Origin of the sequence: Enterobacter cloacae complex sp. ECL414 (assembly GCF_021869685.1) — a bacterium.
GTDB lineage: Bacteria > Pseudomonadota > Gammaproteobacteria > Enterobacterales > Enterobacteriaceae > Enterobacter > Enterobacter kobei.
The window spans coordinates 356,723-383,258 of sequence record NZ_CP091481.1; the positions used below are offsets into that span (position 1 = coordinate 356,723).

Below are 26,536 nucleotides of genomic sequence, written 5' to 3' on the forward strand. Positions count from 1 at the left end.
CTTTTATTAGCATCCGGCAGCGATGTAGTCGCCATTGGCGCTGATGGGGATGACCGTCAGGAAGAGAATGGTCGCGAACAGGATCAGAACTATCCCGCCGGCTATTTTGACGGCTGGCACCAGCCATCTTAACGTGCTATTTCCCCCGAAGCAGGCCACCGTGCGTTCACGGGCATAACGTACCGCCAGCGAGAGCCCCATAATCGAGAGTGCCGTTCCCAGGGACATTGTCATGACGGCAGCCATCCCCCAGGTGACAATGCCCAGCGCATTTGAAAACATCAGAATCATGATTGCCCCACTGCACGGGCGTGCGCCAATCGCCAGAATCACCCCCAGGCGAGTTTTCCAGTCTCCCTGCGTCAGGTCGGCACCCACGCCGTGATGGCCGCAGCCACAGTGTTCATTGTGCTGATGGAGGGGACTGATGGCTGAGATCGTCATTCTGCGCGGACGCAGGCTCTTTAATGCCTGATAAATGACGAACGCGCCGAATACACCAATCAGCACTGCGCTTATCTTCTCTACATACCAACGGCTGGTACTAATATCCCCTGAGGCGAGGTTAAACCCCACCGCCAGAATAAAGACAAACAGAATGGCGCTCACGCCCTGCATCAGGCTGCCAAGGAAAGGAACGACCCGGGCAGCCCGCTCGCTTTCCTTATTAGTGGTCAGATAGGTCGTCACAATGAATTTCCCGTGCCCCGGCCCGATGGCGTGCAGCACGCCATAAAGGAAGGCGCCTGTTAAGAGCCATAGTCCGCCGCTGTACTGGTGGTTATTCAACTGCAGCAGATACATCACCAGATAACGGTGCAGGGTAATTTGAGTGGCAAGACACCACTGGATAAAGGCGCTCCAGTGCGTATGCAGGGTAAAACTGGCAAACAGAATAGCCAGCAGCATCACCCCTGCGGTAGGGAGACGCCAGTCGCGGGCGAGGCGTTGTGTGTTCATGAGGGAGTGCTCTGCCAGGAAGAATATTTGCCGCTAGTATAGTTGATCTTCCTTTTCAGTTCGCAGGATCGCATCGGGATCCTGATGATGTTGTGGATAAGTCTGTGTGTAAAAGGGTATAAGGCGGGGTTTTGCTGTGGAATGCAGCAGTCAGTCATTTTTCTGTCATTTAGCGGTTGCGGCCTGCGGAGAACTCCCTATAATGCGCCTCCATCGACACGGCAGATGTGAATCACTTCACAGATAACCCGGTCGGTTGAAGAGAAAAAATCCTGAAATAACGGGTTGACTCTGAAAGAGGAAAGCGTAATATACGCCACCTCGCAACGGTGAGCGAAAGCCGCGTTGCACTGCTCTTTAACAATTTATCAGACAATCTGTGTGGGCACTCAAAGTGACATGGATTCTTAACGTCCTCGGACGAAAAATGAATACCAAGTCTCTGAGTGAACATACGTAATTCATTACGAAGTTTAATTCACGAGCATCAAACTTAAATTGAAGAGTTTGATCATGGCTCAGATTGAACGCTGGCGGCAGGCCTAACACATGCAAGTCGAACGGTAGCACAGAGAGCTTGCTCTCGGGTGACGAGTGGCGGACGGGTGAGTAATGTCTGGGAAACTGCCTGATGGAGGGGGATAACTACTGGAAACGGTAGCTAATACCGCATAACGTCGCAAGACCAAAGAGGGGGACCTTCGGGCCTCTTGCCATCAGATGTGCCCAGATGGGATTAGCTAGTAGGTGGGGTAACGGCTCACCTAGGCGACGATCCCTAGCTGGTCTGAGAGGATGACCAGCCACACTGGAACTGAGACACGGTCCAGACTCCTACGGGAGGCAGCAGTGGGGAATATTGCACAATGGGCGCAAGCCTGATGCAGCCATGCCGCGTGTATGAAGAAGGCCTTCGGGTTGTAAAGTACTTTCAGCGGGGAGGAAGGTGTTGTGGTTAATAACCGCAGCAATTGACGTTACCCGCAGAAGAAGCACCGGCTAACTCCGTGCCAGCAGCCGCGGTAATACGGAGGGTGCAAGCGTTAATCGGAATTACTGGGCGTAAAGCGCACGCAGGCGGTCTGTCAAGTCGGATGTGAAATCCCCGGGCTCAACCTGGGAACTGCATTCGAAACTGGCAGGCTAGAGTCTTGTAGAGGGGGGTAGAATTCCAGGTGTAGCGGTGAAATGCGTAGAGATCTGGAGGAATACCGGTGGCGAAGGCGGCCCCCTGGACAAAGACTGACGCTCAGGTGCGAAAGCGTGGGGAGCAAACAGGATTAGATACCCTGGTAGTCCACGCCGTAAACGATGTCGACTTGGAGGTTGTGCCCTTGAGGCGTGGCTTCCGGAGCTAACGCGTTAAGTCGACCGCCTGGGGAGTACGGCCGCAAGGTTAAAACTCAAATGAATTGACGGGGGCCCGCACAAGCGGTGGAGCATGTGGTTTAATTCGATGCAACGCGAAGAACCTTACCTACTCTTGACATCCAGAGAACTTTCCAGAGATGGATTGGTGCCTTCGGGAACTCTGAGACAGGTGCTGCATGGCTGTCGTCAGCTCGTGTTGTGAAATGTTGGGTTAAGTCCCGCAACGAGCGCAACCCTTATCCTTTGTTGCCAGCGGTCCGGCCGGGAACTCAAAGGAGACTGCCAGTGATAAACTGGAGGAAGGTGGGGATGACGTCAAGTCATCATGGCCCTTACGAGTAGGGCTACACACGTGCTACAATGGCGCATACAAAGAGAAGCGACCTCGCGAGAGCAAGCGGACCTCATAAAGTGCGTCGTAGTCCGGATTGGAGTCTGCAACTCGACTCCATGAAGTCGGAATCGCTAGTAATCGTAGATCAGAATGCTACGGTGAATACGTTCCCGGGCCTTGTACACACCGCCCGTCACACCATGGGAGTGGGTTGCAAAAGAAGTAGGTAGCTTAACCTTCGGGAGGGCGCTTACCACTTTGTGATTCATGACTGGGGTGAAGTCGTAACAAGGTAACCGTAGGGGAACCTGCGGTTGGATCACCTCCTTACCTTAAAGAACCTGCCTTTGTAGTGCTCACACAGATTGTCTGATGAAAAGTAAATAGCAAGGCGTCTTGCGATTGAGACTTCAGTGTCCCCTTCGTCTAGAGGCCCAGGACACCGCCCTTTCACGGCGGTAACAGGGGTTCGAATCCCCTAGGGGACGCCACTTGCTGGTTCGTGAGTGAAAGTCACCTGCCGTCATATCTCAAAACTGACTTGCGAGTCATGTTTGAGATATTTGCTCTTTAAAAATCTGGATCAAGCTGAAAATTGAAACGACACACATGTTATGTGTGTTCGAGTCTCTCAAATTTTCGCAAACCGATGGTGAATCGAAAGAAACATCTTCGGGTTGTGAGGTTAAGCGACTAAGCGTACACGGTGGATGCCCTGGCAGTCAGAGGCGATGAAGGACGTGCTAATCTGCGAAAAGCGCCGGCGAGGTGATATGAACCTTTGACCCGGCGATGTCCGAATGGGGAAACCCAGTGTGATTCGTCACACTATCGTTAACTGAATACATAGGTTAACGAGGCGAACCGGGGGAACTGAAACATCTAAGTACCCCGAGGAAAAGAAATCAACCGAGATTCCCCCAGTAGCGGCGAGCGAACGGGGAGCAGCCCGGAGTCTGAATCAGCTTGTGTGTTAGTGGAACGGTCTGGAAAGTCCGACGGTACAGGGTGATAGTCCCGTACACGAAAATGCACAGGTTGTGAACTCGAAGAGTAGGGCGGGACACGTGGTATCCTGTCTGAATATGGGGGGACCATCCTCCAAGGCTAAATACTCCTGACTGACCGATAGTGAACCAGTACCGTGAGGGAAAGGCGAAAAGAACCCCGGCGAGGGGAGTGAAAAAGAACCTGAAACCGTGTACGTACAAGCAGTGGGAGCCTCTTTATGGGGTGACTGCGTACCTTTTGTATAATGGGTCAGCGACTTATATTCTGTAGCAAGGTTAACCGTATAGGGGAGCCGAAGGGAAACCGAGTCTTAACTGGGCGTTAAGTTGCAGGGTATAGACCCGAAACCCGGTGATCTAGCCATGGGCAGGTTGAAGGTTGGGTAACACTAACTGGAGGACCGAACCGACTAATGTTGAAAAATTAGCGGATGACCTGTGGCTGGGGGTGAAAGGCCAATCAAACCGGGAGATAGCTGGTTCTCCCCGAAAGCTATTTAGGTAGCGCCTCGTGAACTCATCTTCGGGGGTAGAGCACTGTTTCGGCTAGGGGGCCATCCCGGCTTACCAACCCGATGCAAACTACGAATACCGAAGAATGTTATCACGGGAGACACACGGCGGGTGCTAACGTCCGTCGTGAAGAGGGAAACAACCCAGACCGCCAGCTAAGGTCCCAAAGTCATGGTTAAGTGGGAAACGATGTGGGAAGGCACAGACAGCCAGGATGTTGGCTTAGAAGCAGCCATCATTTAAAGAAAGCGTAATAGCTCACTGGTCGAGTCGGCCTGCGCGGAAGATGTAACGGGGCTAAACCATGCACCGAAGCTGCGGCAGCGACACTATGTGTTGTTGGGTAGGGGAGCGTTCTGTAAGCCGTTGAAGGTGGCCTGTGAGGGTTGCTGGAGGTATCAGAAGTGCGAATGCTGACATAAGTAACGATAAAGCGGGTGAAAAGCCCGCTCGCCGGAAGACCAAGGGTTCCTGTCCAACGTTAATCGGGGCAGGGTGAGTCGACCCCTAAGGCGAGGCCGAAAGGCGTAGTCGATGGGAAACAGGTTAATATTCCTGTACTTGGTGTTACTGCGAAGGGGGGACGGAGAAGGCTATGTTAGCCGGGCGACGGTTGTCCCGGTTTAAGCATGTAGGCGGAGGTTCCAGGTAAATCCGGTACCTTTTAACGCTGAGGTGTGATGACGAGGCACTACGGTGCTGAAGTAACAAATGCCCTGCTTCCAGGAAAAGCCTCTAAGCATCAGGTAACATCAAATCGTACCCCAAACCGACACAGGTGGTCAGGTAGAGAATACCAAGGCGCTTGAGAGAACTCGGGTGAAGGAACTAGGCAAAATGGTGCCGTAACTTCGGGAGAAGGCACGCTGATATGTAGGTGAAGCCCCTGCGGGTGGAGCTGAAATCAGTCGAAGATACCAGCTGGCTGCAACTGTTTATTAAAAACACAGCACTGTGCAAACACGAAAGTGGACGTATACGGTGTGACGCCTGCCCGGTGCCGGAAGGTTAATTGATGGGGTTAGCGGTAACGCGAAGCTCTTGATCGAAGCCCCGGTAAACGGCGGCCGTAACTATAACGGTCCTAAGGTAGCGAAATTCCTTGTCGGGTAAGTTCCGACCTGCACGAATGGCGTAATGATGGCCAGGCTGTCTCCACCCGAGACTCAGTGAAATTGAACTCGCTGTGAAGATGCAGTGTACCCGCGGCAAGACGGAAAGACCCCGTGAACCTTTACTATAGCTTGACACTGAACACTGGTCCTTGATGTGTAGGATAGGTGGGAGGCTTTGAAGCGTGGACGCCAGTCTGCGTGGAGCCAACCTTGAAATACCACCCTTTAATGGCTGGTGTTCTAACGTAGACCCGTGATCCGGGTTGCGGACAGTGTCTGGTGGGTAGTTTGACTGGGGCGGTCTCCTCCCAAAGAGTAACGGAGGAGCACGAAGGTTAGCTAATCCTGGTCGGACATCAGGAGGTTAGTGCAATGGCATAAGCTAGCTTGACTGCGAGAGTGACGGCTCGAGCAGGTGCGAAAGCAGGTCATAGTGATCCGGTGGTTCTGAATGGAAGGGCCATCGCTCAACGGATAAAAGGTACTCCGGGGATAACAGGCTGATACCGCCCAAGAGTTCATATCGACGGCGGTGTTTGGCACCTCGATGTCGGCTCATCACATCCTGGGGCTGAAGTAGGTCCCAAGGGTATGGCTGTTCGCCATTTAAAGTGGTACGCGAGCTGGGTTTAGAACGTCGTGAGACAGTTCGGTCCCTATCTGCCGTGGGCGCTGGAGAATTGAGGGGGGCTGCTCCTAGTACGAGAGGACCGGAGTGGACGCATCACTGGTGTTCGGGTTGTCATGCCAATGGCACTGCCCGGTAGCTAAATGCGGAAGAGATAAGTGCTGAAAGCATCTAAGCACGAAACTTGCCCCGAGATGAGTTCTCCCTGAGACTATAAGTCTCCTGAAGGAACGTTGAAGACGACGACGTTGATAGGTCGGGTGTGTAAGCGCAGCGATGTGTTGAGCTAACCGATACTAATGAACCGTGAGGCTTAACCTTACAACGCCGAAGCTGTTTTGGCGGTGAGAGACGATTTTCAGCTGATACAGATAACAGAATTTGCCTGGCGGCTTTAGCGCGGTGGTCCCACCTGACCCCATGCCGAACTCAGAAGTGAAACGCCGTAGCGCCGATGGTAGTGTGGGGTCTCCCCATGTGAGAGTAGGGAACTGCCAGGCATCAATCAAGAAGAACCCCGTACCGTAAGGTGCGGGGTTTTTTGCTTTGGGTTTTATTCCTCTCCTTGAAATTTTCCCGTAGGACGGATAAGGCAAAGCCGCCATCCGGCAAAGCAGATTGCACGATCTCACCGGAAAGAGAAGTAAGAATATAAAAGAAGGGATTTATAAACGCAGAAAAGCAAAAACCCAGCCTATGGCTGGGTTCTTTAAATAGTGGTGCCCGGACTCGGAATCGAACCAAGGACACGGGGATTTTCAATCCCCTGCTCTACCGACTGAGCTATCCGGGCAACGGAGCGCATTAAACCGCAATCGCGCCTTATCGTCAACATTATTTCGGGGAAAGCTGTTCAATTGCTTAACTTTGCGGCAATCTGGCGGTTTACGCGCCGAAAAGACCAAATTTCGCTGATTCGCTTACGTCAATGCCCCGCCCATACGACACTGAGCAAAGCGAAGAATATCTTCCGCCAGGCGGTGCGCCGTATCCACATCGGCCTGGCTACGATTCACCAGCATGCGGCTCAGACAACCCTCCAGTATCAGCTCCATCTGCTTAGCGACCATTGCCGGGTCATCCACTTCAAGCGTTGTCAGTAGCTCGTGAGTGAAGTCATGCGCCGCCCGCTTTTGCTGATCCGCCAGCTGATGTATTGGATGCCCGGGATCGGGATAAAATGTACAGGCGGCAATAAACAGGCAGCCCGGATAACGATTGTTGCTGACACATTCAGTCAGGGCGGTGTAGCGAGCCAACAGCTTTTGCTCAGCCGTCAGTTCTTCATTAAGCATCAGCTGTCTGCGCCAGATATCCACCTGCTGGCTAAGGTAGCGCAGCGCATCATAAAGCAGGGCCTCTTTATCCGGCCAGAAGCGCGTTAACTCATCCAGAGGGTAATCGATACGGTCGGCTACCATCTCAAGCGTGGTGCTGGCGATCCCTTGAATCTCAAGTAATTGCAGGGCTTGTCCCAGTACGTCTTCACGTTGCACGGTTATCTCCTCCGCTATTCCCAACGGTATGTCCCGTCTAAAGTGTTGTTTACGGTTGGCGATTGCGCAAATGCGCGCTGAATGCCGTTGAATCCATAAACCCGGTTACACGCTGTTCTGGCTGCTCTTCCCCTTGTTCATTGAAGAATAAAATGGTTGGCAGCCCGAGTACGTTAAGGTGCTTAAGCAGAGTCTTATCCTGCTCATTGTTGGCCGTGACGTTTGCCTGAAGCAACACCGTCTCTTTCAGGGCGCTTTGTACCTGAGGATCGCTAAAGGTGTATTTTTCAAACTCTTTGCAGGCAACACACCAGTCAGCATAGAGATCGAGCATCACCGGTTTACCTTTTGCCTGAGCCAGGGCGCTATTGAGCTCATCGACATTGTTAATGCGGGTGAAGTCCAGATGCGCCTGCGTCTGACCCACCGGCGTGCCAAATGCCCAGTCCTGCAGCGGACGCACGCTGACCAGTGCAGCCGCCAGCAGCAGGATTTGCACAAGGCGCATCCATGGCTTTTTCGCCCCCAGGCTGACGATAAATGCCCAGGAGAAGAATGCGACGCCAAGCATCGCCCACAGACGCCTTCCCCACTCGTCTCCGATGATGCGCTCCAGCAGGAACACCGGTAGCGCCAGAATGACAAAACCAAACGCGGTTTTCACCGTCTCCATCCACGGTCCGCTTTTCGGCAGCAGACGATTACCAAAGACCGTCACAAGAATGAGCGGCAGACCCATCCCCAGCGCATAAAGATACAGCGTTCCGCCACCGAGCCACATATTGCCGCTCTGGGCGATGTACAGCAGGATGGCGCTGAGCGGCGCAGTGGTGCAGGGTGAACAGATTAGCCCGGCAATTGCACCCATTGCGAACACGCCGCCTGCAGATCCTCCCTGCTGACGATTACTCATCAGCGTTAAGCGGGTTTGCAGCGAAGAGGGCAGTTGCAGAGTGAACAGGCCAAACATCGACAGCGCCAAAAGAATAAAGACAACTGACAGACCAATAAGCACGTAAGGATGCTGAAGCGCTGCCTGGAATTGCAATCCAGCGGCGGCGACCACGAGGCCGAGCGCCGTGTAGGTTAATGCCATGCCCTGGACATAAATAAAAGCCAGCAGCAGCGCCCGGGCGGTGGAAAGCCGTTGCTTACCGCCTAGCACAATCCCGGAGATCAGCGGGTACATGGGCAGTACACACGGCGTAAAGGCAATGCCAATACCAATCAGTAGCGCCCAAAATGCTGAGAAGGGAAGATCTGAAGTGGCTTCGCCTTCTCCCTTCACCCTGGCCCTCTCCCCAGAGGGAAGAGGGGAGGCAGCGGCTTTAACTTCAGTAAGCGGAACGACCTTCGTTTCAGGAGGATAGCAGAAGCCCGCGTCGGCACAGCCCTGATACGTCACGGTCAGCGTGGCGCCTTTATCCGCCTGATTCACCGTGACGGGTACGTTTAAGCGCTGACGATAGATTTCACTCTTACCGTAGAACTCGTCCTCGTGCCACTCGCCCGCGGGCATCTGCAATGCGCCGACGTTAGCCTTTGCGGACGTGATGCTGACCTGTTTGCGGTAAAGGTAGTAACCCTCTTTCACCTGCCAGGTCAGATTGAGATCGTGCTGGTTCTGCTGAAAATCGAAAACAAACGCCTGGTCGGCAGGAATAAAGTTTGAACGGCCGGGTGCGTCAAACAACCCGGCAAATACTGATGTGCTGCACAGCAGCAGGATCAGCGTAAGGAAGCGTTGAGCCATGTGAGATAGTCGTTATCGCCATGGAGCACTGGCAGCACCAGCAGCTCTGGAGTTTGGTAAGGATGATGAGACTTGAGGCAGTCGAGGAGCGCCTGCTGGTTCGCCCGGTTGGTTTTAAGCAACATCTGGACTTCGTACTCCTGCTCCAGTTTGCCTTCCCAGTAATAAAGGGAGGTTGCGCCGGGGAGGAGCGTTACGCAGGCTGCCCATTTTTCGGCCAGCACTTTGGCGGCGAGATCCTGGGCAGAGGCTTCATCAGGGGCGGTACACAGTACGACAACGGCATCAGGCGTGTTCACAAGTCGACCTCCTCATCACGAAAGTCTTCACTATATCACGCAAGACGATTGGTCATTAATGAATCGGGCCGCAGTGCGGCCCGATTTTAACTATTTTTACAACGGCTGAAGGTTTACAGCACAATGCCACCGATGATAAAGCCGAGGATGACGCAAAGCGTAATTGCTACCACGCCCGGGATCAGAAACGCGTGGTTAAACACGTATTTACCGATACGGGTAGAGCCAGTGTCATCCATTTCAACCGCTGCCAGCAGGGTTGGGTAGGTTGGCAGAACGAACAGTGCGGAAACGGCTGCGAAAGAGGCAATCGCCGTCAGCGGCGTTACGCCTAACATGAGTGCCGCAGGCATCAGCGCTTTGGTGGTTGCTGCCTGGGAGTAAAGCAGGGTCGCAGCAAAGAACAGCACGACTGCCAGCAGCCACGGGTAGTTGTGCAGCAGGTCGCCGGCTACGGTCTGGATATCGCTGATATGCGCCTTCACGAAAGTATCGCCGAGCCATGCCACACCCAGTACACACACGCAGGCGCTCATACCGGATTTAAAGGTACTGGCGTTCAGCACTTCGCTGGTGTCGATTTTACAGGTGATACTAATCAGCGTCGCGATAGTCAGCATGAACACCACAATCGCTTCGTTACGCGGCAGAACCGGATTCTGAATCAGCCCCACGGTGTCACTGATGGCGGTTGCGTAGAACATCACTGCGACGATACCAATCAGGAAAAGCAGTACGGAGCGCTTTGCGTGTGGCTTCAGTTCGAAGACCTGGCTACCGCGCAGTCTCACTTCACCTTTTGCCAGACGCTCCTGGTAAACCGGATCGTCTTTCAGTTCGGCACCGAGGAAGTTACACAGCACGGCAGTAATCATGACCGCAATCAGCGTCACCGGAATACAGATCGCCAGCAGCGTCAGGTAGCTCACGCCCATCGGCTCAAGGATACCGGCGAAGAAGACCACGGCGGCAGAGATCGGCGACGCGGTGATGGCAATCTGAGACGCAACGACGGCAATAGAGAGGGGACGAGACGGGCGAATCCCCTGTTCTTTTGCCACTTCGGTAATCACCGGCAGCGTGGAGAACGCCGTGTGGCCAGTTCCCGCGAGAATGGTCATAAACCAGGTGACCAGCGGGGCAAGGAAGGTAATGTATTTAGGATGGCGGCGCAGCATACGCTCCGCCAGACTCACCAGGTAGTCCATACCGCCTGCCACCTGCATAGCGGCGATAGCGGCAATAACTGCCATGATGATTTCGATAACGTCAAAGGGGATTGCGCCGGGTTTAATCTGAAAGATAAGGGTAAGAACGAGCACCCCGAGACCGCCGGCAAAACCGATGCCGATACCCCCGAGTCTTGCTCCCAAATAAATCGCCAACAAGACGATGACGAGTTCTGCTCCAAACATAAGGACCTGCCTTGCTTATTAACAAGTTGATATTGAATTGTTGTATTTTGGTAACGCCTAAAAAGAAAAAAGGCACGTCACAAGTGACGTGCCTTTAAAAGCCTAGCCTGAACGGTTACTGTTCGCTTTCATCGGTATATCGTTTCGCTTTATATGCCGGGTGCATCAGGTTCTGGGCGGAGAAGATATCGTCCAGCTCAGCCTCGGTCAACAGTCCGCGCTCCAGCACCACTTCACGCACGCTCTTACCGGTTTCGGCACAAATCTTACCGACGATGTCACCGTTATGGTGACCGATGAACGGGTTGAGGTAGGTGACGATCCCGATAGAGTTGTAAACGTAGCCTTCACACACTTCTTTATTTGCGGTAATGCCGTTAATGCATTTTTCCAGCAGGTTGTAGCAGGCGTTAGTCAGGATGTGGATAGATTCGAACATCGCCTGGCCAATCACAGGCTCCATTACGTTCAGCTGCAGCTGACCGGCCTCGGAGGCCATCGTCACGGTAGTGTCGTTACCGATGACTTTGAAGCAAACCTGGTTCACCACTTCTGGCACGACCGGGTTCACCTTAGCTGGCATGATGGACGAACCCGCCTGCAGTTCTGGCAGGTTGATTTCGTTCAGGCCAGCGCGCGGGCCGGAAGAGAGCAGGCGCAGGTCATTACAGATTTTGGACAGTTTCACCGCCAGACGTTTCAATGCGCTGTGTACCATCACGTACGCGCCGCAGTCGGAGGTGGCTTCAATCAGGTCTTCCGCAGGCACGACCGGCAGGTTGGACACTTCAGCCAGCTTCTGAACCGCCAGTTGCTGATAGCCATCCGGGGTGTTCAGACGCGTACCGATGGCGGTTGCGCCCAGGTTCACTTCCAGCAGCAGCTCAGAGGTGCGCAGCAGGTTTTTGGTCTCTTCATTCAGCAGCACGTTAAATGCGTGGAATTCCTGGCCCAGCGTCATTGGCACTGCGTCCTGTAACTGGGTACGACCCATTTTCAGTATATCCTGGAACTCAACCGCTTTACGCTGGAAGCCATCGCCCAGTTGGTTGATGGCGTCCACCAGTTTCACCACGGAGGCATACACCGCGATACGGAAGCCGGTTGGGTAGGCGTCGTTGGTGGACTGGCATTTGTTAACGTGGTCGTTCGGGTTCAGGTACTGGTATTCACCTTTCTGATGACCCATCAGCTCCAGGCCGATGTTTGCCAGTACTTCGTTGGTATTCATGTTGACGGAGGTACCCGCGCCGCCCTGATAGACGTCAACCGGGAACTGGTCCATGCATTTGCCGTTGTTCAGCACTTCATCGCAGGCAGCGATAATCGCATTTGCCGCGCTTTTAGGAATGGTTTGCAGCTCTTTGTTGGCCAGCGCTGCGGCTTTCTTCACCATCACCATGCCACGGACAAACTCAGGGATGTCGCTGATTTTGCTGTTGCTGATGTAGAAGTTTTCAATCGCTCTCAGAGTGTGAACACCATAGTAGGCATCCGCTGGAACTTCCCTGGTACCCAACAAGTCTTCTTCGATACGAATGTTGTTTAACATGTGAACCTTCTTTTCAAGCTGCCGATGGATTGTACTAAACACACAGTATATATGTGGTTTTGAATATTTTCTGACCGACGATTATTCCCTCAATCAGCCAGATGTTCGAGATCATATGCTGATGATAGCGAATTGCCGTAAGCTGGATCACTTATTATCGAGCCGATTCCATGATAATTATTAATCTGTGAAATGTGTCACCGCTTTAATATTTCCAGAAAAAATATCCGTGCAAACCGATTGAATTTTCGCTAACTGCCACCATTTCATACAAACGCGCGTCGCGAACACATTCAGACAGGGGCCTGACGGCACCTGCCCTACAGGAGATGCCAGTGCGCTGGATACCATTTATTGCTTTCTTTCTCTATGTTTACATTGAGATTTCCATTTTTATCCAGGTTGCCCATGTACTGGGCGTCCTGCTGACGCTGGTTCTGGTGATTTTCACCTCCGTCATCGGCATGTCGCTGGTGCGTAACCAGGGTTTCAAAAATTTCCTGATAATGCAGCAGAAGATGGCTGCAGGCGAAAGCCCGGCAGAAGAGATGATCAAAAGCGTGTCGCTGATTATCGCGGGTCTGCTGCTTATTCTGCCTGGCTTCTTTACCGACTTCCTCGGCCTTTTGCTGCTTCTGCCGCCAGTGCAAAAACACCTGACCATGAAGCTGCTGCCGCATCTGCGTTTTAGCCGTATGCCGGGTGGTGGCTTCAGTACGGGCCCGGGCGATACGTTTGAAGGGGAGTATCAGCGTAAGGATGAACAGCACGACCGTTTAGACCACAAAGACGATCGGTGATTTTTATGCCCGGTGGCGCATCGCTCACCGGGCCTGCGGATTTTGCCGCTTCGGTAAAAACAGCCACAGCCCTGCCAGCATGACGATGGCATACACACTCTTCCATCCCACCATTGCCAGCAACAGCAGGCAAAGCACACCCCCGACGACCGCCAGTGCTTTATAACGGCCTTCCAGCAGACGACAGCCCGCCAGCATGCACAGCAGATAGATCATAATGAAAATGCCGTTGGCGTAGACGATCAGGGCATCCAGATTGATTTTCAGTACGTAAATACCCAGCGTACTCAACACGCAGCAGCCCAGCACGGTATTCAGTGCATTCACCGGAAGTTGACGTTTGGACAACTGCGCAAGACGGCTTTCAGGATTATAAAGCGCCTGCGACCACACCAGACGGGCAAAGCTCTGGATATAAATATTCAGGCTGGCAAAACAGGCGAGATAGCCAATCATACATGCGACCCACAGCGCTTTTACGCCAAACAGGTGTACCACTATGCCAGGCAGTGACGCGGCAGCCGCTTTATCCGCACCGAATGCGTTGAAGTGCAATACCAGCACGGTGCAGGCCCAGTAAACTGTTCCTGCCAGCAGCAGGCCAATCATCAGCGCGCGCGGAAAATCGCGCTCAGGCTGCTTAAATTCAGAGGCCAGATGGGCGAACGCTTCGAGACCCACAAAACACCAGAACATAACGGCAAGGGCGGCGAAAAGCTGTGAATGGTCAATGTTTGTCGCTGCCGGGAAGGGAATGTCCTTAATTGTGATATCGCCCGCCCACCAGACAGCCGCGACGAGCGCAACAATCAGTACCGCAACCAGCGTCTGCAGGTTTGCACTTGAGCTGGCACCGCGTGAGCCCACCCACCAGACAATGGCCAGCGTACCCAGTTCAGCCAGCAGGAGCTGCTCGTTATGCCAGCCAAACAGCGCCTGTCCAAAGCCGGTTGCAATATGCAATGCCGCAGGAAGACCCACCGGGATCACCGAGAGAAACAGCCAGCCGGTAACACGCTTCAGTCGCGGGCCAAACGCCAGCCCGACAAAGTGCGCCACACCGCCTGCGTCAGGGAAGTGCCGCCCGAGGATGGCAAACACAATGGCTATCGGAAACACCAGCACAATCAGCACCGGCCACGCCCACAGGCTGTTATTGCCTGCTACCAGCGCCGCCAGTGCGGGTACGGCAAATACGCCCGTACCTAACAAGGAGGTTGAGAGCAGGCCAACGCCCTGCGCCAGTCCCAACTCCTGTTTAAGTCCACTCATTGACATCGTCCTGCCAATACCAAAAGAGAGGGGATGGTAACACTTTCGCAAAATTTTTTTTCAACTCCCCCTTGAAGGGGGAAAAAGCTATCCCCATCTCTCAGGGCACTAGTCGGAAAACCGCATGCGGGCCGGCGTCATCCATAACTGATAATGACTTTCTCAAAGGAGAGCTATCAATGAGTATTCGTCCGTTACATGATCGTGTGATCGTCAAACGTAAAGAAGTTGAAACCAAGTCTGCTGGCGGCATCGTTCTGACCGGTTCTGCTGCAGCCAAATCAACGCGTGGCGAAATCATCGCTGTCGGTAAGGGCCGCATCCTGGAAAACGGAACTGTGCAGCCGCTGGACGTTAAAGTTGGTGACATCGTAATTTTCAACGATGGCTACGGCGTGAAATCCGAGAAGATCGACAATGAAGAAGTGTTGATCATGTCCGAGAGCGACATTCTGGCAATTGTTGAAGCGTAATTTACGCACGAGAATTTGAGGAAATAAGAACATGGCAGCTAAAGACGTAAAATTCGGTAACGACGCTCGTGTAAAAATGCTCCGCGGCGTAAACGTACTGGCCGATGCAGTTAAAGTGACCCTGGGCCCGAAAGGCCGTAACGTAGTGCTGGATAAATCCTTCGGCGCGCCAACCATCACCAAAGATGGTGTTTCTGTAGCACGTGAAATCGAACTGGAAGACAAGTTCGAAAACATGGGTGCTCAGATGGTGAAAGAAGTTGCCTCTAAAGCGAACGATGCTGCAGGTGACGGTACCACCACCGCGACCGTACTGGCGCAGGCTATCATCACTGAAGGTCTGAAAGCCGTTGCTGCGGGCATGAACCCAATGGATCTGAAACGTGGTATCGACAAAGCTGTCGCTTCCGCTGTTGAAGAGCTGAAAGCGCTGTCCGTACCGTGCTCTGACTCCAAAGCCATTGCTCAGGTAGGTACCATCTCCGCTAACTCCGACGAAACCGTAGGTAAACTGATCGCTGAAGCGATGGACAAAGTCGGTAAAGAAGGCGTTATCACCGTTGAAGACGGTACCGGTCTGGAAGACGAACTGGACGTGGTTGAAGGTATGCAGTTCGACCGCGGCTACCTGTCCCCATACTTCATCAACAAGCCAGAGACTGGCGCTGTTGAGCTGGAAAGCCCGTTCATCCTGCTGGCTGACAAGAAAATCTCCAACATCCGCGAAATGCTGCCAGTGCTGGAAGCCGTTGCGAAAGCAGGCAAACCGCTGGTTATCATCGCTGAAGACGTTGAAGGCGAAGCGCTGGCGACCCTGGTGGTTAACACCATGCGTGGCATCGTGAAAGTGGCTGCGGTTAAAGCACCTGGCTTCGGCGATCGTCGTAAAGCGATGCTGCAGGATATCGCAACCCTGACTGGCGGTACCGTTATCTCTGAAGAGATCGGTATGGAGCTGGAAAAAGCGACCCTGGAAGACCTGGGCCAGGCAAAACGCGTTGTGATCAACAAAGACACCACCACCATCATCGACGGTGTGGGTGAAGAAGCCGCTATTCAGGGCCGTGTTGGTCAGATCCGTAAGCAGATCGAAGAAGCAACCTCTGATTACGACCGTGAAAAACTGCAGGAGCGCGTAGCGAAACTGGCAGGTGGTGTCGCTGTTATCAAAGTCGGTGCTGCGACCGAAGTTGAAATGAAAGAGAAAAAAGCGCGCGTTGACGATGCCCTGCACGCGACCCGTGCTGCGGTAGAAGAAGGCGTGGTTGCTGGTGGTGGCGTTGCGCTGGTGCGTGTTGCCGCTAAACTGGCTGGCCTGACTGCACAGAACGAAGACCAGAACGTGGGTATCAAAGTTGCGCTGCGCGCAATGGAAGCGCCTCTGCGTCAGATCGTTTCTAACGCCGGTGAAGAGCCATCTGTGGTTGCGAACAACGTGAAAGCGGGCGAAGGTAACTACGGTTACAACGCGGCAACTGAAGAATACGGCAACATGATCGACTTCGGTATTCTGGACCCAACTAAAGTTACCCGTTCTGCTCTGCAGTATGCGGCATCTGTAGCTGGCCTGATGATCACCACCGAGTGCATGGTTACTGATATGCCTAAAGGCGACGCGCCTGACTTAGGTGCTGCTGGTATGGGCGGCATGGGTGGTATGGGCGGCATGATGTAATCATGTTGTTCTGAACCTCTCAGAACGAACCCCGGGCAGCGATGCCCGGGGTTTTTTATTGCCTGTCCAGCTGCTACTCAAAGGTGCCTTTCACGCACACAACACCTTCGCGCACCATCTGGCGGCCTTTCGCCCAGACCTCGTGGATTTTTAGATCGTCCGTCAACACCAGGAAATCGGCATCGCATCCGGGCGCGATCCGTCCTTTATGCTCCAGCCCGAGAAACTCCGCCACATTACGCGTAAATGGCAGAAGCGCCTCCTCCAGCGGCAGGTGATAGCGGCTGACCAACTGCTGTAGGGTTTCCGGAAGGGATTCGAATCCTGCCACGCCAATACCTACCAGATTGCCATTTGCGTCAAAATTCGGTTGGCTACCGTTACCGTCCGAGCTGAGCGTGAGACGGTTAAACGGCACCTGCGCTTCGCGGGCTGTCGCAATGGCGGTGGCGGCATCAATGGGTTCGCTGATGCTGGTGGTGATATCGATATAACCCCCTTCGCGAGCATAGTTTAGCGCGGCGAGGAAAAGCGCCTCGCCGCGGTTAACGTGGGTTGGCAGCAGCTTCGTGCGGGGAACGTCGGCGCTATTCAGAATGTTAAGGAGCGGCTCCAGCAGCTTCGGGCTGTTGCCGAGGTGAAAAACGGAGATACCCGCTTTGGCACCCAATAGCCCGCCGACGCGTGACTGGGCGGCCATGCTGGCGAGCCGATCGTCCGCTGGCGCGGAAGAGCGATGATCGGAAATCGCGCATTTCACACCAATGATTTTGTCGATCAGCGCCACATCTTTTTCAATACTGCCGGTAATCGTCGGAGAAGGCAGTCCGTACGCGCCCGTCAGCATCCACGCGCTGATCCCTTCATGCTCAAGCGCGCGTGTTTTTGCCAGCAGTGATTCAGGGTGTCGGGTGACGCCGTCGGTGCCCAGCAGGCCAACCACGGAGGTGATACCTGCTGCTACCAGCGCAGACAGCCGCACCTCCGGCGTGCGGGTGTGGGGCCCCGCTTCACCGCCGCCACCGATGAGATGCACGTGCTGATCGATAAATCCCGGGCAAATCACCGCTCCAGCGAGATCGGTTTCAGGACACTCCATCCGCGTTGTTGCATGCCCCGCTTTTTCGATCGCAACAATTTTTCCCCCAGCGATCAGCAGATCGCAATGTCCCCGATCCTCCGGGGCGTAGAGATGTGCGTTGCGGAAAAGATGGGGTTCCAGAACTGAAAAATCCATTTTTATCTCCTCAGAAGAGTAGCTGCATCACCCACATTGAGAGCAGGGCGTTAATGACGCAAACCGTAATAATGTGCGGGTAATATTTCGGATTCACGCCTGCGGTACCCAGGCAGCGGCCGGTATTTTGCACCGGATTGCCCATCAAATAGATGGCGGGCAGCAGGATGGTGGCATCGTGACCGTTGAGTGAGCCGGCGGCGACCAGACTGGCGCAGACCCCCACGCCGCCGCCCATACTCATCACCGAGGCCAGAAGGACCGTTGCCGCCGCGCCCGGAAGCCCCCAGAGCGCCATGACGGGCTCGCAAACATTGCCCACGATATCCAGCAGGCCCGTCACCTTCAGCGCCTGAATAATGACAAATGCCATGACCACGTTTGGCAGCAGGCTGGTGGTCGCGATGGTAAAGCCGCGACGGGCACCATCAATAAACATGTCCATGATATTTTTACGCGGCTGGGCGATCATTTTTTTCCTCCTGAATACGATGATCTTCCATACGGGCGATCCACAGTCGCAGGAAGTTAGCGCCAACAAATTTGAATACCAGAATGACGGCCAGCGGCGCGATCACCGGGACGGTAATAAACGTGAAAAGCGCGGCGCCGGAAGAAAAATAGTTGGTAATAATGGCGCTTCCGCTGGTCTGGAAGGTAGCGAAAATGGCGCGTTCATGGTCGGTAATTGCTCCGTCGTCGGTCAGCTCTTTGGTCATACCTGCCGCCGCATCGGTGTTTTGCAGGTTGGCGATAAGGGCCAGAGAGCAGATCCCCGGCACGCCAAGCAGCGGACGCAAAATAGGCGTCATCAGCTGTTGTGCGGCACGCAGTCCGCCCAGGCCTTCGGTGACGGCAATGATCCCGAGCGATAAAATGACCGAGGGCGCCAGTTCAAGGGCAAATAAAAACCCGTCTTTCGCCCCCGTTCCGCCCGTGCCGCGAAACGTCAGGGCGCCGTTGACCGGTCCAAAGCTACCGTTTAAGACGGTAAAGTCCAGCACGCGCCACCATTCAGTACTTTTGGCGAAAAAACCGGAGAAAAATACGATGGTGAGTACAAACGCCAGATAGCCTACCCATGTCACTTTTTCCTCTCCTGAGGATGATGCACTCATGAAACCCCCTTTTTCATTGCGTACAAAAGTTGTACGTCGCACCACTACATACGATCGAGGGCTAAAACACGATATCCCAAAGGCTATTATCAGAATTCATTTAAGATGTCGGAGGAGTGCCTGGCGGAATCTGGCTCGCAGAAATGCTCGGCATTTTTCTTTTGGTCATCTTTTAGGTATAAGATTTAGACACGGACAACTACTGTCCAGCTTATTGAAAACGAGGAATAACATGCGCGTAAAAGTCTGTGCAGGGATTGTAGGGGCAGCATTGCTGCTGGCGGGTTGTAGCTCCAGCAATGAGCTGTCGGCGGCGGGCCAGGGTGTTCGCTTTGTGGAAGATAAGCCGGGTAGCGAATGCCAGCTGTTAGGCACGGCCACGGGCGAGCAAAGCAACTGGATGTCGGGACAGCATGGTGAAGAGGGCGGCTCTATGCGTGGTGCGGCGAATGCCCTGCGTAACCAGGCTGCGGCGATGGGCGGCAATGTGATTTACGGCGTGAGTAGCCCAACGCAGGGAATGCTCTCCAGCTTCGTGCCAACCGCCAGCCAGATGAGCGGCCAGGTCTACAAGTGCCCGAACTGAGTTAACGCGGTGATGGCGCTGCGCCCGGACCCTGTAGGGCAGGTAAGCGTAGCGCCACCTGCCTTTTAGTGCTGCCGCAGCTGCAAATCCAGCGGCGTCTTACTTGGCTCTCCGCCAATTTCGCGCGCCAGCTTGGGTACCATATAACCTGAAACCAGCGTTAACAGCTCGCGCATAATCTGTCGGGCTTCTTCATCGGTCACCATGAAGTGCGCAGCACCCTGCACGCGATCCAGCACATGCAGGTAATAGGGCAAGACACCCGCATCAAACAGGGCGTTGCTGAGGTCGGCCAGCACGCGGGCGCTATCATTTACCCCACGCAGCAGCACGCTCTGGTTTAGTAGCGTGACCCCCACTTTACGCAGGCGCGCCATGGCCGCGCGAAATGCATCGTCAATTTCATTCGCGTGGTTAATATGGTTCACCAGCAGCACCTGCAAGCGGGATTGCGCCAGGCGCGACACCAGTCCGTCAGTAATGCGTGCCGGAATGACAATCGGTAAACGGCTGTGAATACGCAGACGTTTGATGTGCGGGATGGCCTCAAGCTGGGTTAATAGCCAGTCCAGCTCATGATCTTTTGCCATCAGCGGGTCACCGCCGGAAAAAATAATCTCATCCAGCTCTGAATGGGCGGCGATATAGTCCAGCGCGACCTGCCAGTTGCGCTTATTTCCCTGGTTTTCGGCGTAAGGGAAGTGCCGACGGAAGCAATAACGGCAATTTACCGCGCAGCCGCCTTTGACCAGCAGCAGGGCGCGGTTGAGATACTTATGCAGTAAACCCGGTACCACACTGTTCTGCTCTTCCAGGGGATCGGTGCTGTACCCTGGTGCAGTAATGAACTCATCCTGCAAGGTAATGGTTTGTTTTAAAAGCGGATCGTCAGGATTGCCTTTCTCCATGCGCGCAACAAACGCGCGTGGAACGCGCAGGGCGAAAAGGCGCTTTGCCTCGCGGCCCGCAAGCAACTCTGGGTGCTGATCGAGGTCTAAAAGACGCAGCAATTCATCAGGACTGGTGATTACATCGGCAAGTTGCGATAACCAATCTTCTCTGGACGGGGTGTTTAGGGTTACAATATGCGCCATTTTGTGGCTTAGCTACCAGTTAACAAATTTAGAGGGCCTTATGGCAACGTACTATAGCAACGATTTTCGTGCTGGTCTTAAAATCATGATGGACGGCGAACCGTACGCGGTTGAAGCCAGCGAATTCGTTAAACCAGGTAAAGGCCAGGCATTCGCACGCGTTAAGCTGCGCCGCCTGCTGACCGGTACCCGCGTTGAGAAAACTTTCAAGTCTACCGACTCCGCTGAAGGCGCAGATGTTGTGGATATGAACCTGACTTACCTGTACAACGACGGTGAGTTCTGGCACTTCATGAACAACGAAACCTTCGAGCAGCTGTCTGCTGACGCGAAAGCGATTGGCGATAGCGAAAAATGGCTGCTGGATCAGGCTGAGTGCATCGTGACCCTGTGGAACGGTCAGCCTATCGCTGTTACTCCACCAAACTTTGTTGAGCTGGAAATCGTTGAAACCGATCCAGGTCTGAAAGGTGACACTGCCGGTACTGGCGGTAAACCAGCGACGCTGTCTACCGGTGCTGTGGTTAAAGTGCCACTGTTCGTACAGACTGGCGAAGTGATCAAAGTGGATACCCGCTCCGGCGAATACGTATCACGCGTGAAGTAATAGTCAGGGCGCAGCGCCCGCTGCGCCTGATTTTTGCAGGCAGGGATGATGAAACGTACCGTTAAAATTCTGCTTCTGTTAGCGCTCTCCAGTGCATTGCTTTCCGGCTGTAACACCACGCGCGGCATGGGGGAAGATATCCAGGATCTTGGGCATATCATTTCTCACGCGGCCAGCTAAGCTCGTCTAATTTTCCGAAAAATGCTTCCTTGTCCGTCAATCGGCGGGATCTTGTCTATTCTTAAGTTGCTATACACAAAACAACTTTGGCTATAAAAGGAAGATATTATGGTTAAGAAGACAATTGCAGCGATCTTTTCAGTCCTGGTACTTTCTTCAGTATTAACTGCCTGTAATACCACGCGTGGCGTTGGTCAGGATATTTCTGAAGGTGGTAGTGCAATCTCTGGTGCGGCAACAAAAGCACAGCAGTAATTAATTAACGGTACGGAACCGGAAGGGTTTCGTACCGTCAGTTTTCTGTACCCTGCGGAGATAAAAACGGGGAAAAGCGCGTGTCCATATGCAGCTTCATGCGGATATTTCGCTTGTAGGTATATACCGTTTTCCCATTGATACTCAGGTGAGCGGCAATTTTTTGATTGCTTGCGCCGTCCATCCACATTGTCAGCACTTTCTCCTCCTGGCGGGTCAGCAACGGCGTGGCCACTGTTGGTCTGTGCGTGTCTGAGCCCGAAATTAACGCGTCATTAATAACCGTGGCGAGTTCCTCAAGACGGGCATTTTTCATGAGTGAAGACCAGACCGGGAAGTTCTCCAGCCAGGCCGTCATGTCTCTGTCCTCTCCCGATTGCAACATAATAAAGGGGAGTTTTTCGCTGGCATTCAGTAAGGAAGAGAATTGCTGGAAATGGGGAGTATCCTGCCTGAAACCATGCAGGTCAGCGATAACCAGTGAGGGTTTCCATTGCAGAATGTGCTCTCTGGCGAGAAAAAGATTGTTCAGCCCGGTCACAACGTAATGTCCCGGGAATAAACCGGAATGATTGAGCCATGCTTCAAACCCCGCGCGGGTAAAGTGACAACGGTCAATCAAAAGTATTTTGAACATATTTTATTCGCAGTCGGCTAGTGGTTTGGCTTCCTGCCATCAGAAAGCACATCATCATAGAGAAGTCCGATGAGTAATAAATGCCTGAACTGCGCGCCTTACTGCGGCTATTTCTGGCCTTAAGGGGGTCAGCAGAAAATGATTGAAAAAAAATCGCACGTTAACCAAAATATGAGGCGTTATCTGCCTTGCGGGACGACCCGTAAGCGCTTTCTTCATCGGGGACGGCCCCAACTTATTTAAGTTAAGGAGCCTGAGATGTCCTGGATTATTCTTTTTATTGCCGGCCTGCTCGAAGTGGTATGGGCGATTGGTCTTAAGTACACCCACGGTTTTACCCGCCTGACGCCCAGCGTCATTACCGTTTCTGCGATGATTGTGAGTATTGTTCTGCTCTCATGGGCGATGCGTTCCCTGCCCGTGGGAACAGCCTATGCTGTCTGGACGGGGATTGGTGCCGTGGGGGCTGCAATTACCGGCATTCTGTTGCTGGGTGAGTCAGCGAGCCTGGCGCGTATCGTCAGCCTCGCCCTGATTGTGGCCGGTATCATTGGACTGAAGCTCAGCACCCATTAGTGGGGCTGTTTAACCCAGATGAGTTTCGACACATCAAACCCTTGCCGGGTCGCGACATCCAGCATCTGCTGTTTCATCTCCGACGAAATGGTTGGCGTGCGGGAAAGAATCCACAGATAGTTGCGATCCGGCCCGCAGACCAGTGCGTGACGGTACTCTCTGTCGAGCGCTATCACGTTATAGCCGCCATAGAAGGGGCCAATGAAAGAGACTTTGAGCGCGGCCCGTCGCGGGTCGCCGGTGAAGTATGCTTTCCCGACAGACTGCTGCCACATCTGCCGATCGGGGTTATAGCCCCGGTTGATAACCTGAATACCCCCATCCTCCATCGTGCTGTAATGTGCAGTCACCTTCTCTAAACCCTGTTCGAACCGATGGTCGAGGCGGGCGATTTCATACCATGTTCCGAGAAAGCGTTGTGCGTCAAAAGGCGTGACGACAGTGACACCAGGAGGTGGGGTAGGGGAACTGCAGGCAACCACTAAAAACGCGGCTGTCACCGCGGCGATAACAGGCAGAATGCGCATAGGAGTTTCCTTACTGTTTTTTGTTAAGTGTAGATGACAGCAGGGAAAATGCGGGAATTTTGCAGGCCGGGTGGGCATCAGCGCCACCCGGCAAGGTTTTACTGCAGAGCGCTCAGAATACGGTATGCCGCTTCCACGCGCGCCGGGTTCGGGTAGCTCTTGTTCGCCAGCATAACAATGCCGAGTTCCTTTTCAGGAATAAATGCGACATAGCTGCCGAATCCACCCGTCGAGCCTGTTTTATGTACCCATGATGCTTTTACTGGCGGAGCTGGAGGGTTCACTTCTGCCACCGGTAACGGTGCAAGAGCCACCTTGTTATCGCTGCCCTCCACGACGGTTTTGGCTTCTACCGGCCAGTTGAGCATCTCCCAGCCCAGACCCTGATACATGGCACCCACGCGCCAGTAGCGAGACTGTGCCAGGGCAATACCCTGTTTCAACGTTGAATCCGGAAGGGCGTCAGGGTTCATGTTGGCCTTCACCCAGCTCGCCATATCCTGGACGTTGGTTTTGACACCATACGCTTCGGCATCCAGCATTCCCGGTGAAACGTGGGTTGCTTTACCGTCACGGTATCCCCAGGCGTAATGCGCCTCTTCTTCTTTCGGAACGTTAATCCATGTATGGTCCAGTTTGAGTGGCTTGAAGACCCGCTTCGTCATGGCCTGTTCAAAGCTCATACCGGAGGGTTTAACCGCGAGGGCGCCAAAAAGCCCGATGCTGGCGTTCGCATAAAGACGCGTTGTGCCTGGTTTCCACTGCGGTTGCCAGTGTTGATAGAAACGCAGCAGGGAGGCGTTATCCGTGACCTCATCCGGCACCTGTAGCGGCAGGCCACCCGCGGTGTAGGTCGCCAGATCCAACATGCGAATACCCTGCCACTGCTTGCCTGTTAACTCGGGCCAGTACTTTGTCACGGGGTCGTCCAGCGATATTTCTCCGCGCGCAATCGCATCGCCACCTAATACGCTGGTGAAGGTTTTACTTATAGAGCCCAGCTCAAACAGGGTTTGCGGGGTGACAGGTTTGTTCGCCGCAACATCGGCCTTTCCGAAGGTAAAGTAGTGCGGCTGACCCTGATAAATCACCGCTACCGCCATGCCCGGAATGGCTTGCGCTTTCATCAGGGGGGTTACGGTACGTTCCACCACGTCAGACAGCTGTTTCTCTGACATCGGCGCGGCGAGAACAGAGCAGGAGGTACTGAGCAGCAGGGCACAGCAAAGGGATTTTGTCTTCATCAGTTATCTTCCGTAATAGCGGTTCAAGGGAGTGTCCGGGCCCGTCAGACCTCAGTAGTCTGTTGGATTTGACTGTGGCTGACAAACGGTTAAATTTAGCATTAGCTGTTAATTTTTCTAACGGATGTAATGATGACCCGCAGCTATCTCCCGCTTAATTCGCTTCGCGCTTTCGAAGCTGCCGCCAGACACCTCAGTTTTACGCATGCCGCGATAGAGCTGAACGTGACCCACTCTGCTATCAGCCAGCACGTTAAAGCGCTTGAGCAGCATCTGAATTGTCAGCTGTTTGTCCGCGTTTCGCGCGGGCTGATGCTGACCACGGAAGGTGAAAACTTGCTGCCGGTGTTGAATGATTCATTCGATCGGATCGCCGGAATGCTTGATCGCTTTGCCAGTCATCGCGCCCAGGAGAAGCTAAAAGTGGGTGTGGTCGGCACCTTTGCTACCGGTGTTTTATTCTCGCAGCTCGCGGACTTTCGTCGCTGCTATCCGCATATCGATCTTCATCTTTCGACCCATAACAACCGCGTCGATCCCGCGGCGGAAGGGCTGGATTATACGATTCGATACGGTGGCGGTGCGTGGCACGGCACTGAAGCACAGTTCCTGTGTTCTGCACCGCTGTCCCCGCTTTGCTCACCCGATATTGCTCTCGGGCTCCTGTCTCCGGCCGACATTCTGAAGTTTACCCTGCTGCGCTCCTACCGACGCGACGAATGGTCGGCGTGGATGCAGGCGGCAGGTGAACATCCCCCGTCACCCACGCATCGGGTGATGGTCTTTGATTCGTCCGTGACCATGCTGGAAGCCGCGCAGGCAGGTGTGGGCATCGCCATAGCACCTGTGGATATGTTTACCCATCTGCTCAATAGCGAGCGTATCGTGCAGCCGTTTGCCACCCGGATTGACCTGGGGAGTTACTGGCTCACGCGATTACAGTCGAGGGCTGAAACCCCCGCAATGCATGAGTTTGCTCAATGGCTGGTGGGAAAAATGCAGAAATAAAAGGCCCGCCGGAGGGCGGGCCAAATGTATCAGATAGTGACCACGGCAATCAGCGTCACCACGGTCAGGATGGTCGCCAGACCGTAGAATACCCATTTACCGCTCGGTACATGGATTTTCAGGTCATGCATCGCATGGTGAATACGGTGCAGGCCACACCACAGCGGCAGGACGATCATCAGGAAGATGAATACCCGACCAATAAAGCTGCTCGCAAACGCCAGCACGCGTTCGTAGCTCAGCGCATCGCCCGGGAATAACCCCAGCGGCAGCATAATCCCGACCAGCAGAATGATCACCGGCGCGATGATGGCGCTCCACATGCCGCCTGCGCCAAACAGGCCCCAGAAGACCGGCTCGTCTGAACGTTTTGGATTTGGATTAATCACAGTCGTCTCCTTACCAGAACAGTGCGACAAACAGAATGACCACAGTGACCAGGATCGTCACTCCCCATAGCCCTTTAATCACCGGCTCTGGCCCCATTTTCTCGCCTTTTACGATGATGTTTGCCGCTTTTGGCGCCAGTTCAAACCAGGTTTTGGTATGAAGCAGCGCTGCCGCGAGCACGATCAGGTTTAGAATTACAATGATGGGGTTTTGCAGGAAACCGACAAAGTTCGCCCAGGTTTCCGGCCCGTGCTTGAGGGCAAAAACGCCATACATCAGCTCAAGGCTGAACCAGACCGCCGGTACCGCCGTGCCTTCACGCAGCATGTAGAAGCGATAAAACGGCAGGTTTTTCCACCAGGTGGACGGCACTGGCCGCACATAGGCTTTGCGTTTAGTCGTCATCATGCA

Annotated in this window: 25 protein-coding genes, 2 tRNA genes and 3 rRNA genes; 13 read left to right on the forward strand and 17 right to left on the reverse strand. The window is 53.9% G+C overall.

Annotation, left to right across the window (positions count from 1 at the left end; translation table 11 throughout):
• Window positions 1-6: 6 nt before the first annotated feature.
• Complete coding sequence (locus L3068_RS01655) at window positions 7-960, reverse strand: nickel/cobalt transporter (RefSeq protein ID WP_117581805.1); 954 nt, start codon at window positions 958-960, stop codon at window positions 7-9.
• A gap of 495 nt (window positions 961-1,455) precedes the next feature.
• Here L3068_RS01655 and L3068_RS01660 point away from each other — a divergent pair.
• From L3068_RS01660 to rrf, 4 genes are all read left to right on the forward strand, one after another.
• Window positions 1,456-2,995, forward strand: a 16S ribosomal RNA gene (locus tag L3068_RS01660).
• An 85-nt stretch (window positions 2,996-3,080) separates the two neighbouring features.
• A tRNA-Glu gene (locus L3068_RS01665) sits at window positions 3,081-3,156 on the forward strand.
• Between the two features lie 192 nt (window positions 3,157-3,348).
• Window positions 3,349-6,252: ribosomal RNA gene (locus L3068_RS01670) — 23S ribosomal RNA — on the forward strand.
• Between the two features lie 63 nt (window positions 6,253-6,315).
• Window positions 6,316-6,431: ribosomal RNA gene (rrf, locus tag L3068_RS01675) — 5S ribosomal RNA — on the forward strand.
• Together the 16S, 23S and 5S rRNA genes with 1 tRNA gene alongside form the textbook arrangement of a ribosomal RNA operon.
• Before the next feature lie 217 nt (window positions 6,432-6,648).
• Here the strand turns inward: rrf and L3068_RS01680 are convergent.
• From L3068_RS01680 to aspA, 6 genes are all read right to left on the reverse strand, one after another.
• A tRNA-Phe gene (locus L3068_RS01680) sits at window positions 6,649-6,724 on the reverse strand.
• 127 nt (window positions 6,725-6,851) lie between these two features.
• The gene (locus tag L3068_RS01685; RefSeq protein ID WP_023331831.1) at window positions 6,852-7,427 is read right to left on the reverse strand and encodes a transcriptional regulator; all 576 of its coding nucleotides are present in this window, start codon (window positions 7,425-7,427) and stop codon (window positions 6,852-6,854) included.
• Window positions 7,428-7,476: 49 nt separating this feature from the next.
• Window positions 7,477-9,180, reverse strand: a complete 1,704-nt coding sequence (locus L3068_RS01690) for a protein-disulfide reductase DsbD (protein WP_032637713.1) — start codon at window positions 9,178-9,180, stop codon at window positions 7,477-7,479.
• Window positions 9,156-9,479, reverse strand: a complete 324-nt coding sequence (gene cutA, locus L3068_RS01695; RefSeq protein WP_014882197.1) for a divalent cation tolerance protein CutA — start codon at window positions 9,477-9,479, stop codon at window positions 9,156-9,158. The genes L3068_RS01690 and cutA overlap by 25 nt, the downstream gene beginning before the upstream one ends.
• Window positions 9,480-9,592: 113 nt before the next feature.
• The gene (locus L3068_RS01700) at window positions 9,593-10,894 is read right to left on the reverse strand and encodes an anaerobic C4-dicarboxylate transporter (protein ID WP_023331834.1); all 1,302 of its coding nucleotides are present in this window, start codon (window positions 10,892-10,894) and stop codon (window positions 9,593-9,595) included.
• A 115-nt stretch (window positions 10,895-11,009) separates the two neighbouring features.
• The gene (gene aspA, locus L3068_RS01705; RefSeq protein WP_003855923.1) at window positions 11,010-12,446 is read right to left on the reverse strand and encodes an aspartate ammonia-lyase; all 1,437 of its coding nucleotides are present in this window, start codon (window positions 12,444-12,446) and stop codon (window positions 11,010-11,012) included.
• A 335-nt stretch (window positions 12,447-12,781) separates the two neighbouring features.
• Between aspA and L3068_RS01710 the strand changes: the two genes are divergently transcribed.
• The gene (locus L3068_RS01710) at window positions 12,782-13,246 is read left to right on the forward strand and encodes an FxsA family protein (RefSeq protein ID WP_014882199.1); all 465 of its coding nucleotides are present in this window, start codon (window positions 12,782-12,784) and stop codon (window positions 13,244-13,246) included.
• Between the two features lie 24 nt (window positions 13,247-13,270).
• On the opposite strand, the gene yjeH is transcribed toward L3068_RS01710, so the two are convergent.
• On the reverse strand, window positions 13,271-14,518 hold the full coding sequence (gene yjeH / locus L3068_RS01715; RefSeq protein WP_014882200.1) for an L-methionine/branched-chain amino acid transporter: 1,248 nt from the start codon (window positions 14,516-14,518) through the stop codon (window positions 13,271-13,273).
• Between the two features lie 179 nt (window positions 14,519-14,697).
• On the opposite strand from yjeH, the gene L3068_RS01720 reads away from it, so the two are divergent.
• The gene (locus L3068_RS01720) at window positions 14,698-14,991 is read left to right on the forward strand and encodes a co-chaperone GroES (protein ID WP_003855929.1); all 294 of its coding nucleotides are present in this window, start codon (window positions 14,698-14,700) and stop codon (window positions 14,989-14,991) included.
• Between the two features lie 31 nt (window positions 14,992-15,022).
• Window positions 15,023-16,666, forward strand: a complete 1,644-nt coding sequence (gene groL, locus L3068_RS01725) for a chaperonin GroEL (protein ID WP_014882201.1) — start codon at window positions 15,023-15,025, stop codon at window positions 16,664-16,666.
• A gap of 73 nt (window positions 16,667-16,739) precedes the next feature.
• On the opposite strand, the gene iadA is transcribed toward groL, so the two are convergent.
• Genes iadA through L3068_RS01740 form a run of 3 tightly spaced genes read right to left on the reverse strand, consistent with a single transcriptional unit; the run spans window position 16,740 to window position 19,021 of the window.
• On the reverse strand, window positions 16,740-17,903 hold the full coding sequence (gene iadA, locus L3068_RS01730; RefSeq protein ID WP_117581580.1) for a beta-aspartyl-peptidase: 1,164 nt from the start codon (window positions 17,901-17,903) through the stop codon (window positions 16,740-16,742).
• A 10-nt stretch (window positions 17,904-17,913) separates the two neighbouring features.
• On the reverse strand, window positions 17,914-18,375 hold the full coding sequence (locus L3068_RS01735) for a YjiG family protein (protein WP_014882203.1): 462 nt from the start codon (window positions 18,373-18,375) through the stop codon (window positions 17,914-17,916).
• On the reverse strand, window positions 18,356-19,021 hold the full coding sequence (locus tag L3068_RS01740) for a nucleoside recognition domain-containing protein (protein WP_023331837.1): 666 nt from the start codon (window positions 19,019-19,021) through the stop codon (window positions 18,356-18,358). The genes L3068_RS01735 and L3068_RS01740 overlap by 20 nt, the downstream gene beginning before the upstream one ends.
• 232 nt (window positions 19,022-19,253) lie before the next feature.
• On the opposite strand from L3068_RS01740, the gene L3068_RS01745 reads away from it, so the two are divergent.
• Window positions 19,254-19,607 carry a DUF4156 domain-containing protein gene (locus L3068_RS01745; protein WP_014882205.1) on the forward strand — a complete coding sequence of 118 codons (354 nt, stop codon included), beginning with the start codon at window positions 19,254-19,256 and terminating at the stop codon, window positions 19,605-19,607.
• Window positions 19,608-19,672: 65 nt separating this feature from the next.
• Here L3068_RS01745 and epmB read toward each other — a convergent pair whose 3' ends face one another.
• The gene (epmB, locus tag L3068_RS01750) at window positions 19,673-20,701 is read right to left on the reverse strand and encodes an EF-P beta-lysylation protein EpmB (protein WP_023338937.1); all 1,029 of its coding nucleotides are present in this window, start codon (window positions 20,699-20,701) and stop codon (window positions 19,673-19,675) included.
• Window positions 20,702-20,741: 40 nt separating this feature from the next.
• On the opposite strand from epmB, the gene efp reads away from it, so the two are divergent.
• From efp to ecnB, 3 genes are all read left to right on the forward strand, one after another.
• Window positions 20,742-21,308: an elongation factor P gene (gene efp, locus L3068_RS01755; RefSeq protein WP_014882207.1), complete on the forward strand. Its 567-nt coding sequence runs from the start codon at window positions 20,742-20,744 to the stop codon at window positions 21,306-21,308.
• A 48-nt stretch (window positions 21,309-21,356) separates the two neighbouring features.
• Complete coding sequence (locus tag L3068_RS01760; RefSeq protein WP_013095266.1) at window positions 21,357-21,488, forward strand: entericidin A/B family lipoprotein; 132 nt, start codon at window positions 21,357-21,359, stop codon at window positions 21,486-21,488.
• 108 nt (window positions 21,489-21,596) lie between these two features.
• Window positions 21,597-21,743, forward strand: a complete 147-nt coding sequence (gene ecnB / locus L3068_RS01765) for a lipoprotein toxin entericidin B (protein ID WP_003025482.1) — start codon at window positions 21,597-21,599, stop codon at window positions 21,741-21,743.
• A 37-nt stretch (window positions 21,744-21,780) separates the two neighbouring features.
• On the opposite strand, the gene L3068_RS01770 is transcribed toward ecnB, so the two are convergent.
• Window positions 21,781-22,380, reverse strand: coding sequence for a response regulator transcription factor (locus L3068_RS01770; protein ID WP_045134434.1), 600 nt, complete (start codon window positions 22,378-22,380; stop codon window positions 21,781-21,783).
• A 258-nt stretch (window positions 22,381-22,638) separates the two neighbouring features.
• Between L3068_RS01770 and sugE the strand changes: the two genes are divergently transcribed.
• Window positions 22,639-22,956, forward strand: a complete 318-nt coding sequence (sugE, locus tag L3068_RS01775; protein WP_045269679.1) for a quaternary ammonium compound efflux SMR transporter SugE — start codon at window positions 22,639-22,641, stop codon at window positions 22,954-22,956.
• Here sugE and L3068_RS01780 read toward each other — a convergent pair.
• Both L3068_RS01780 and L3068_RS01785 read right to left on the reverse strand, forming a co-directional pair.
• Window positions 22,953-23,483, reverse strand: a complete 531-nt coding sequence (locus tag L3068_RS01780; RefSeq protein ID WP_014882210.1) for a lipocalin family protein — start codon at window positions 23,481-23,483, stop codon at window positions 22,953-22,955. The two genes, sugE and L3068_RS01780, sit on opposite strands and share 4 nt — an antisense overlap.
• A gap of 98 nt (window positions 23,484-23,581) precedes the next feature.
• A complete protein-coding gene (locus L3068_RS01785) occupies window positions 23,582-24,727 on the reverse strand; it encodes a cephalosporin-hydrolyzing class C beta-lactamase ACT-150 (protein ID WP_117581582.1) in 1,146 nt (381 codons plus the stop codon).
• A gap of 132 nt (window positions 24,728-24,859) precedes the next feature.
• Here L3068_RS01785 and ampR point away from each other — a divergent pair, with 132 nt between their 5' ends.
• Window positions 24,860-25,735 (forward strand): LysR family transcriptional regulator AmpR, encoded by an 876-nt coding sequence (gene ampR / locus L3068_RS01790; protein ID WP_117581584.1) that lies wholly within the window; start codon window positions 24,860-24,862, stop codon window positions 25,733-25,735.
• Window positions 25,736-25,764: 29 nt separating this feature from the next.
• Here the strand turns inward: ampR and frdD are convergent, their stop codons facing one another.
• Together frdD and frdC are read right to left on the reverse strand one after the other, a co-directional pair.
• Window positions 25,765-26,124: a fumarate reductase subunit FrdD gene (gene frdD / locus L3068_RS01795; protein WP_000609653.1), complete on the reverse strand. Its 360-nt coding sequence runs from the start codon at window positions 26,122-26,124 to the stop codon at window positions 25,765-25,767.
• 10 nt (window positions 26,125-26,134) lie between these two features.
• On the reverse strand, window positions 26,135-26,530 hold the full coding sequence (gene frdC / locus L3068_RS01800; protein ID WP_014882213.1) for a fumarate reductase subunit FrdC: 396 nt from the start codon (window positions 26,528-26,530) through the stop codon (window positions 26,135-26,137).
• Window positions 26,531-26,536: the final 6 nt, after the last annotated feature.

Coding starts and splice junctions, on each gene's coding strand:
- L3068_RS01655 (WP_117581805.1), bottom strand. CDS start 960: ATGAACACACAACGCCTCGCCCGCGACTGGCGTCTCCCTACCGCAGGG.
- L3068_RS01690 (WP_032637713.1), bottom strand. CDS start 9,180: ATGGCTCAACGCTTCCTTACGCTGATCCTGCTGCTGTGCAGCACATCA.
- L3068_RS01700 (WP_023331834.1), bottom strand. CDS start 10,894: ATGTTTGGAGCAGAACTCGTCATCGTCTTGTTGGCGATTTATTTGGGA.
- aspA (WP_003855923.1), bottom strand. CDS start 12,446: ATGTTAAACAACATTCGTATCGAAGAAGACTTGTTGGGTACCAGGGAA.
- yjeH (WP_014882200.1), bottom strand. CDS start 14,518: ATGAGTGGACTTAAACAGGAGTTGGGACTGGCGCAGGGCGTTGGCCTG.
- L3068_RS01720 (WP_003855929.1), top strand. CDS start 14,698: ATGAGTATTCGTCCGTTACATGATCGTGTGATCGTCAAACGTAAAGAA.
- groL (WP_014882201.1), top strand. CDS start 15,023: ATGGCAGCTAAAGACGTAAAATTCGGTAACGACGCTCGTGTAAAAATG.
- iadA (WP_117581580.1), bottom strand. CDS start 17,903: ATGGATTTTTCAGTTCTGGAACCCCATCTTTTCCGCAACGCACATCTC.
- L3068_RS01735 (WP_014882203.1), bottom strand. CDS start 18,375: ATGATCGCCCAGCCGCGTAAAAATATCATGGACATGTTTATTGATGGT.
- L3068_RS01740 (WP_023331837.1), bottom strand. CDS start 19,021: ATGAGTGCATCATCCTCAGGAGAGGAAAAAGTGACATGGGTAGGCTAT.
- L3068_RS01745 (WP_014882205.1), top strand. CDS start 19,254: ATGCGCGTAAAAGTCTGTGCAGGGATTGTAGGGGCAGCATTGCTGCTG.
- epmB (WP_023338937.1), bottom strand. CDS start 20,701: ATGGCGCATATTGTAACCCTAAACACCCCGTCCAGAGAAGATTGGTTA.
- efp (WP_014882207.1), top strand. CDS start 20,742: ATGGCAACGTACTATAGCAACGATTTTCGTGCTGGTCTTAAAATCATG.
- L3068_RS01760 (WP_013095266.1), top strand. CDS start 21,357: ATGAAACGTACCGTTAAAATTCTGCTTCTGTTAGCGCTCTCCAGTGCA.
- ecnB (WP_003025482.1), top strand. CDS start 21,597: ATGGTTAAGAAGACAATTGCAGCGATCTTTTCAGTCCTGGTACTTTCT.
- L3068_RS01770 (WP_045134434.1), bottom strand. CDS start 22,380: ATGTTCAAAATACTTTTGATTGACCGTTGTCACTTTACCCGCGCGGGG.
- sugE (WP_045269679.1), top strand. CDS start 22,639: ATGTCCTGGATTATTCTTTTTATTGCCGGCCTGCTCGAAGTGGTATGG.
- L3068_RS01780 (WP_014882210.1), bottom strand. CDS start 23,483: ATGCGCATTCTGCCTGTTATCGCCGCGGTGACAGCCGCGTTTTTAGTG.
- L3068_RS01785 (WP_117581582.1), bottom strand. CDS start 24,727: ATGAAGACAAAATCCCTTTGCTGTGCCCTGCTGCTCAGTACCTCCTGC.
- ampR (WP_117581584.1), top strand. CDS start 24,860: ATGACCCGCAGCTATCTCCCGCTTAATTCGCTTCGCGCTTTCGAAGCT.
- frdC (WP_014882213.1), bottom strand. CDS start 26,530: ATGACGACTAAACGCAAAGCCTATGTGCGGCCAGTGCCGTCCACCTGG.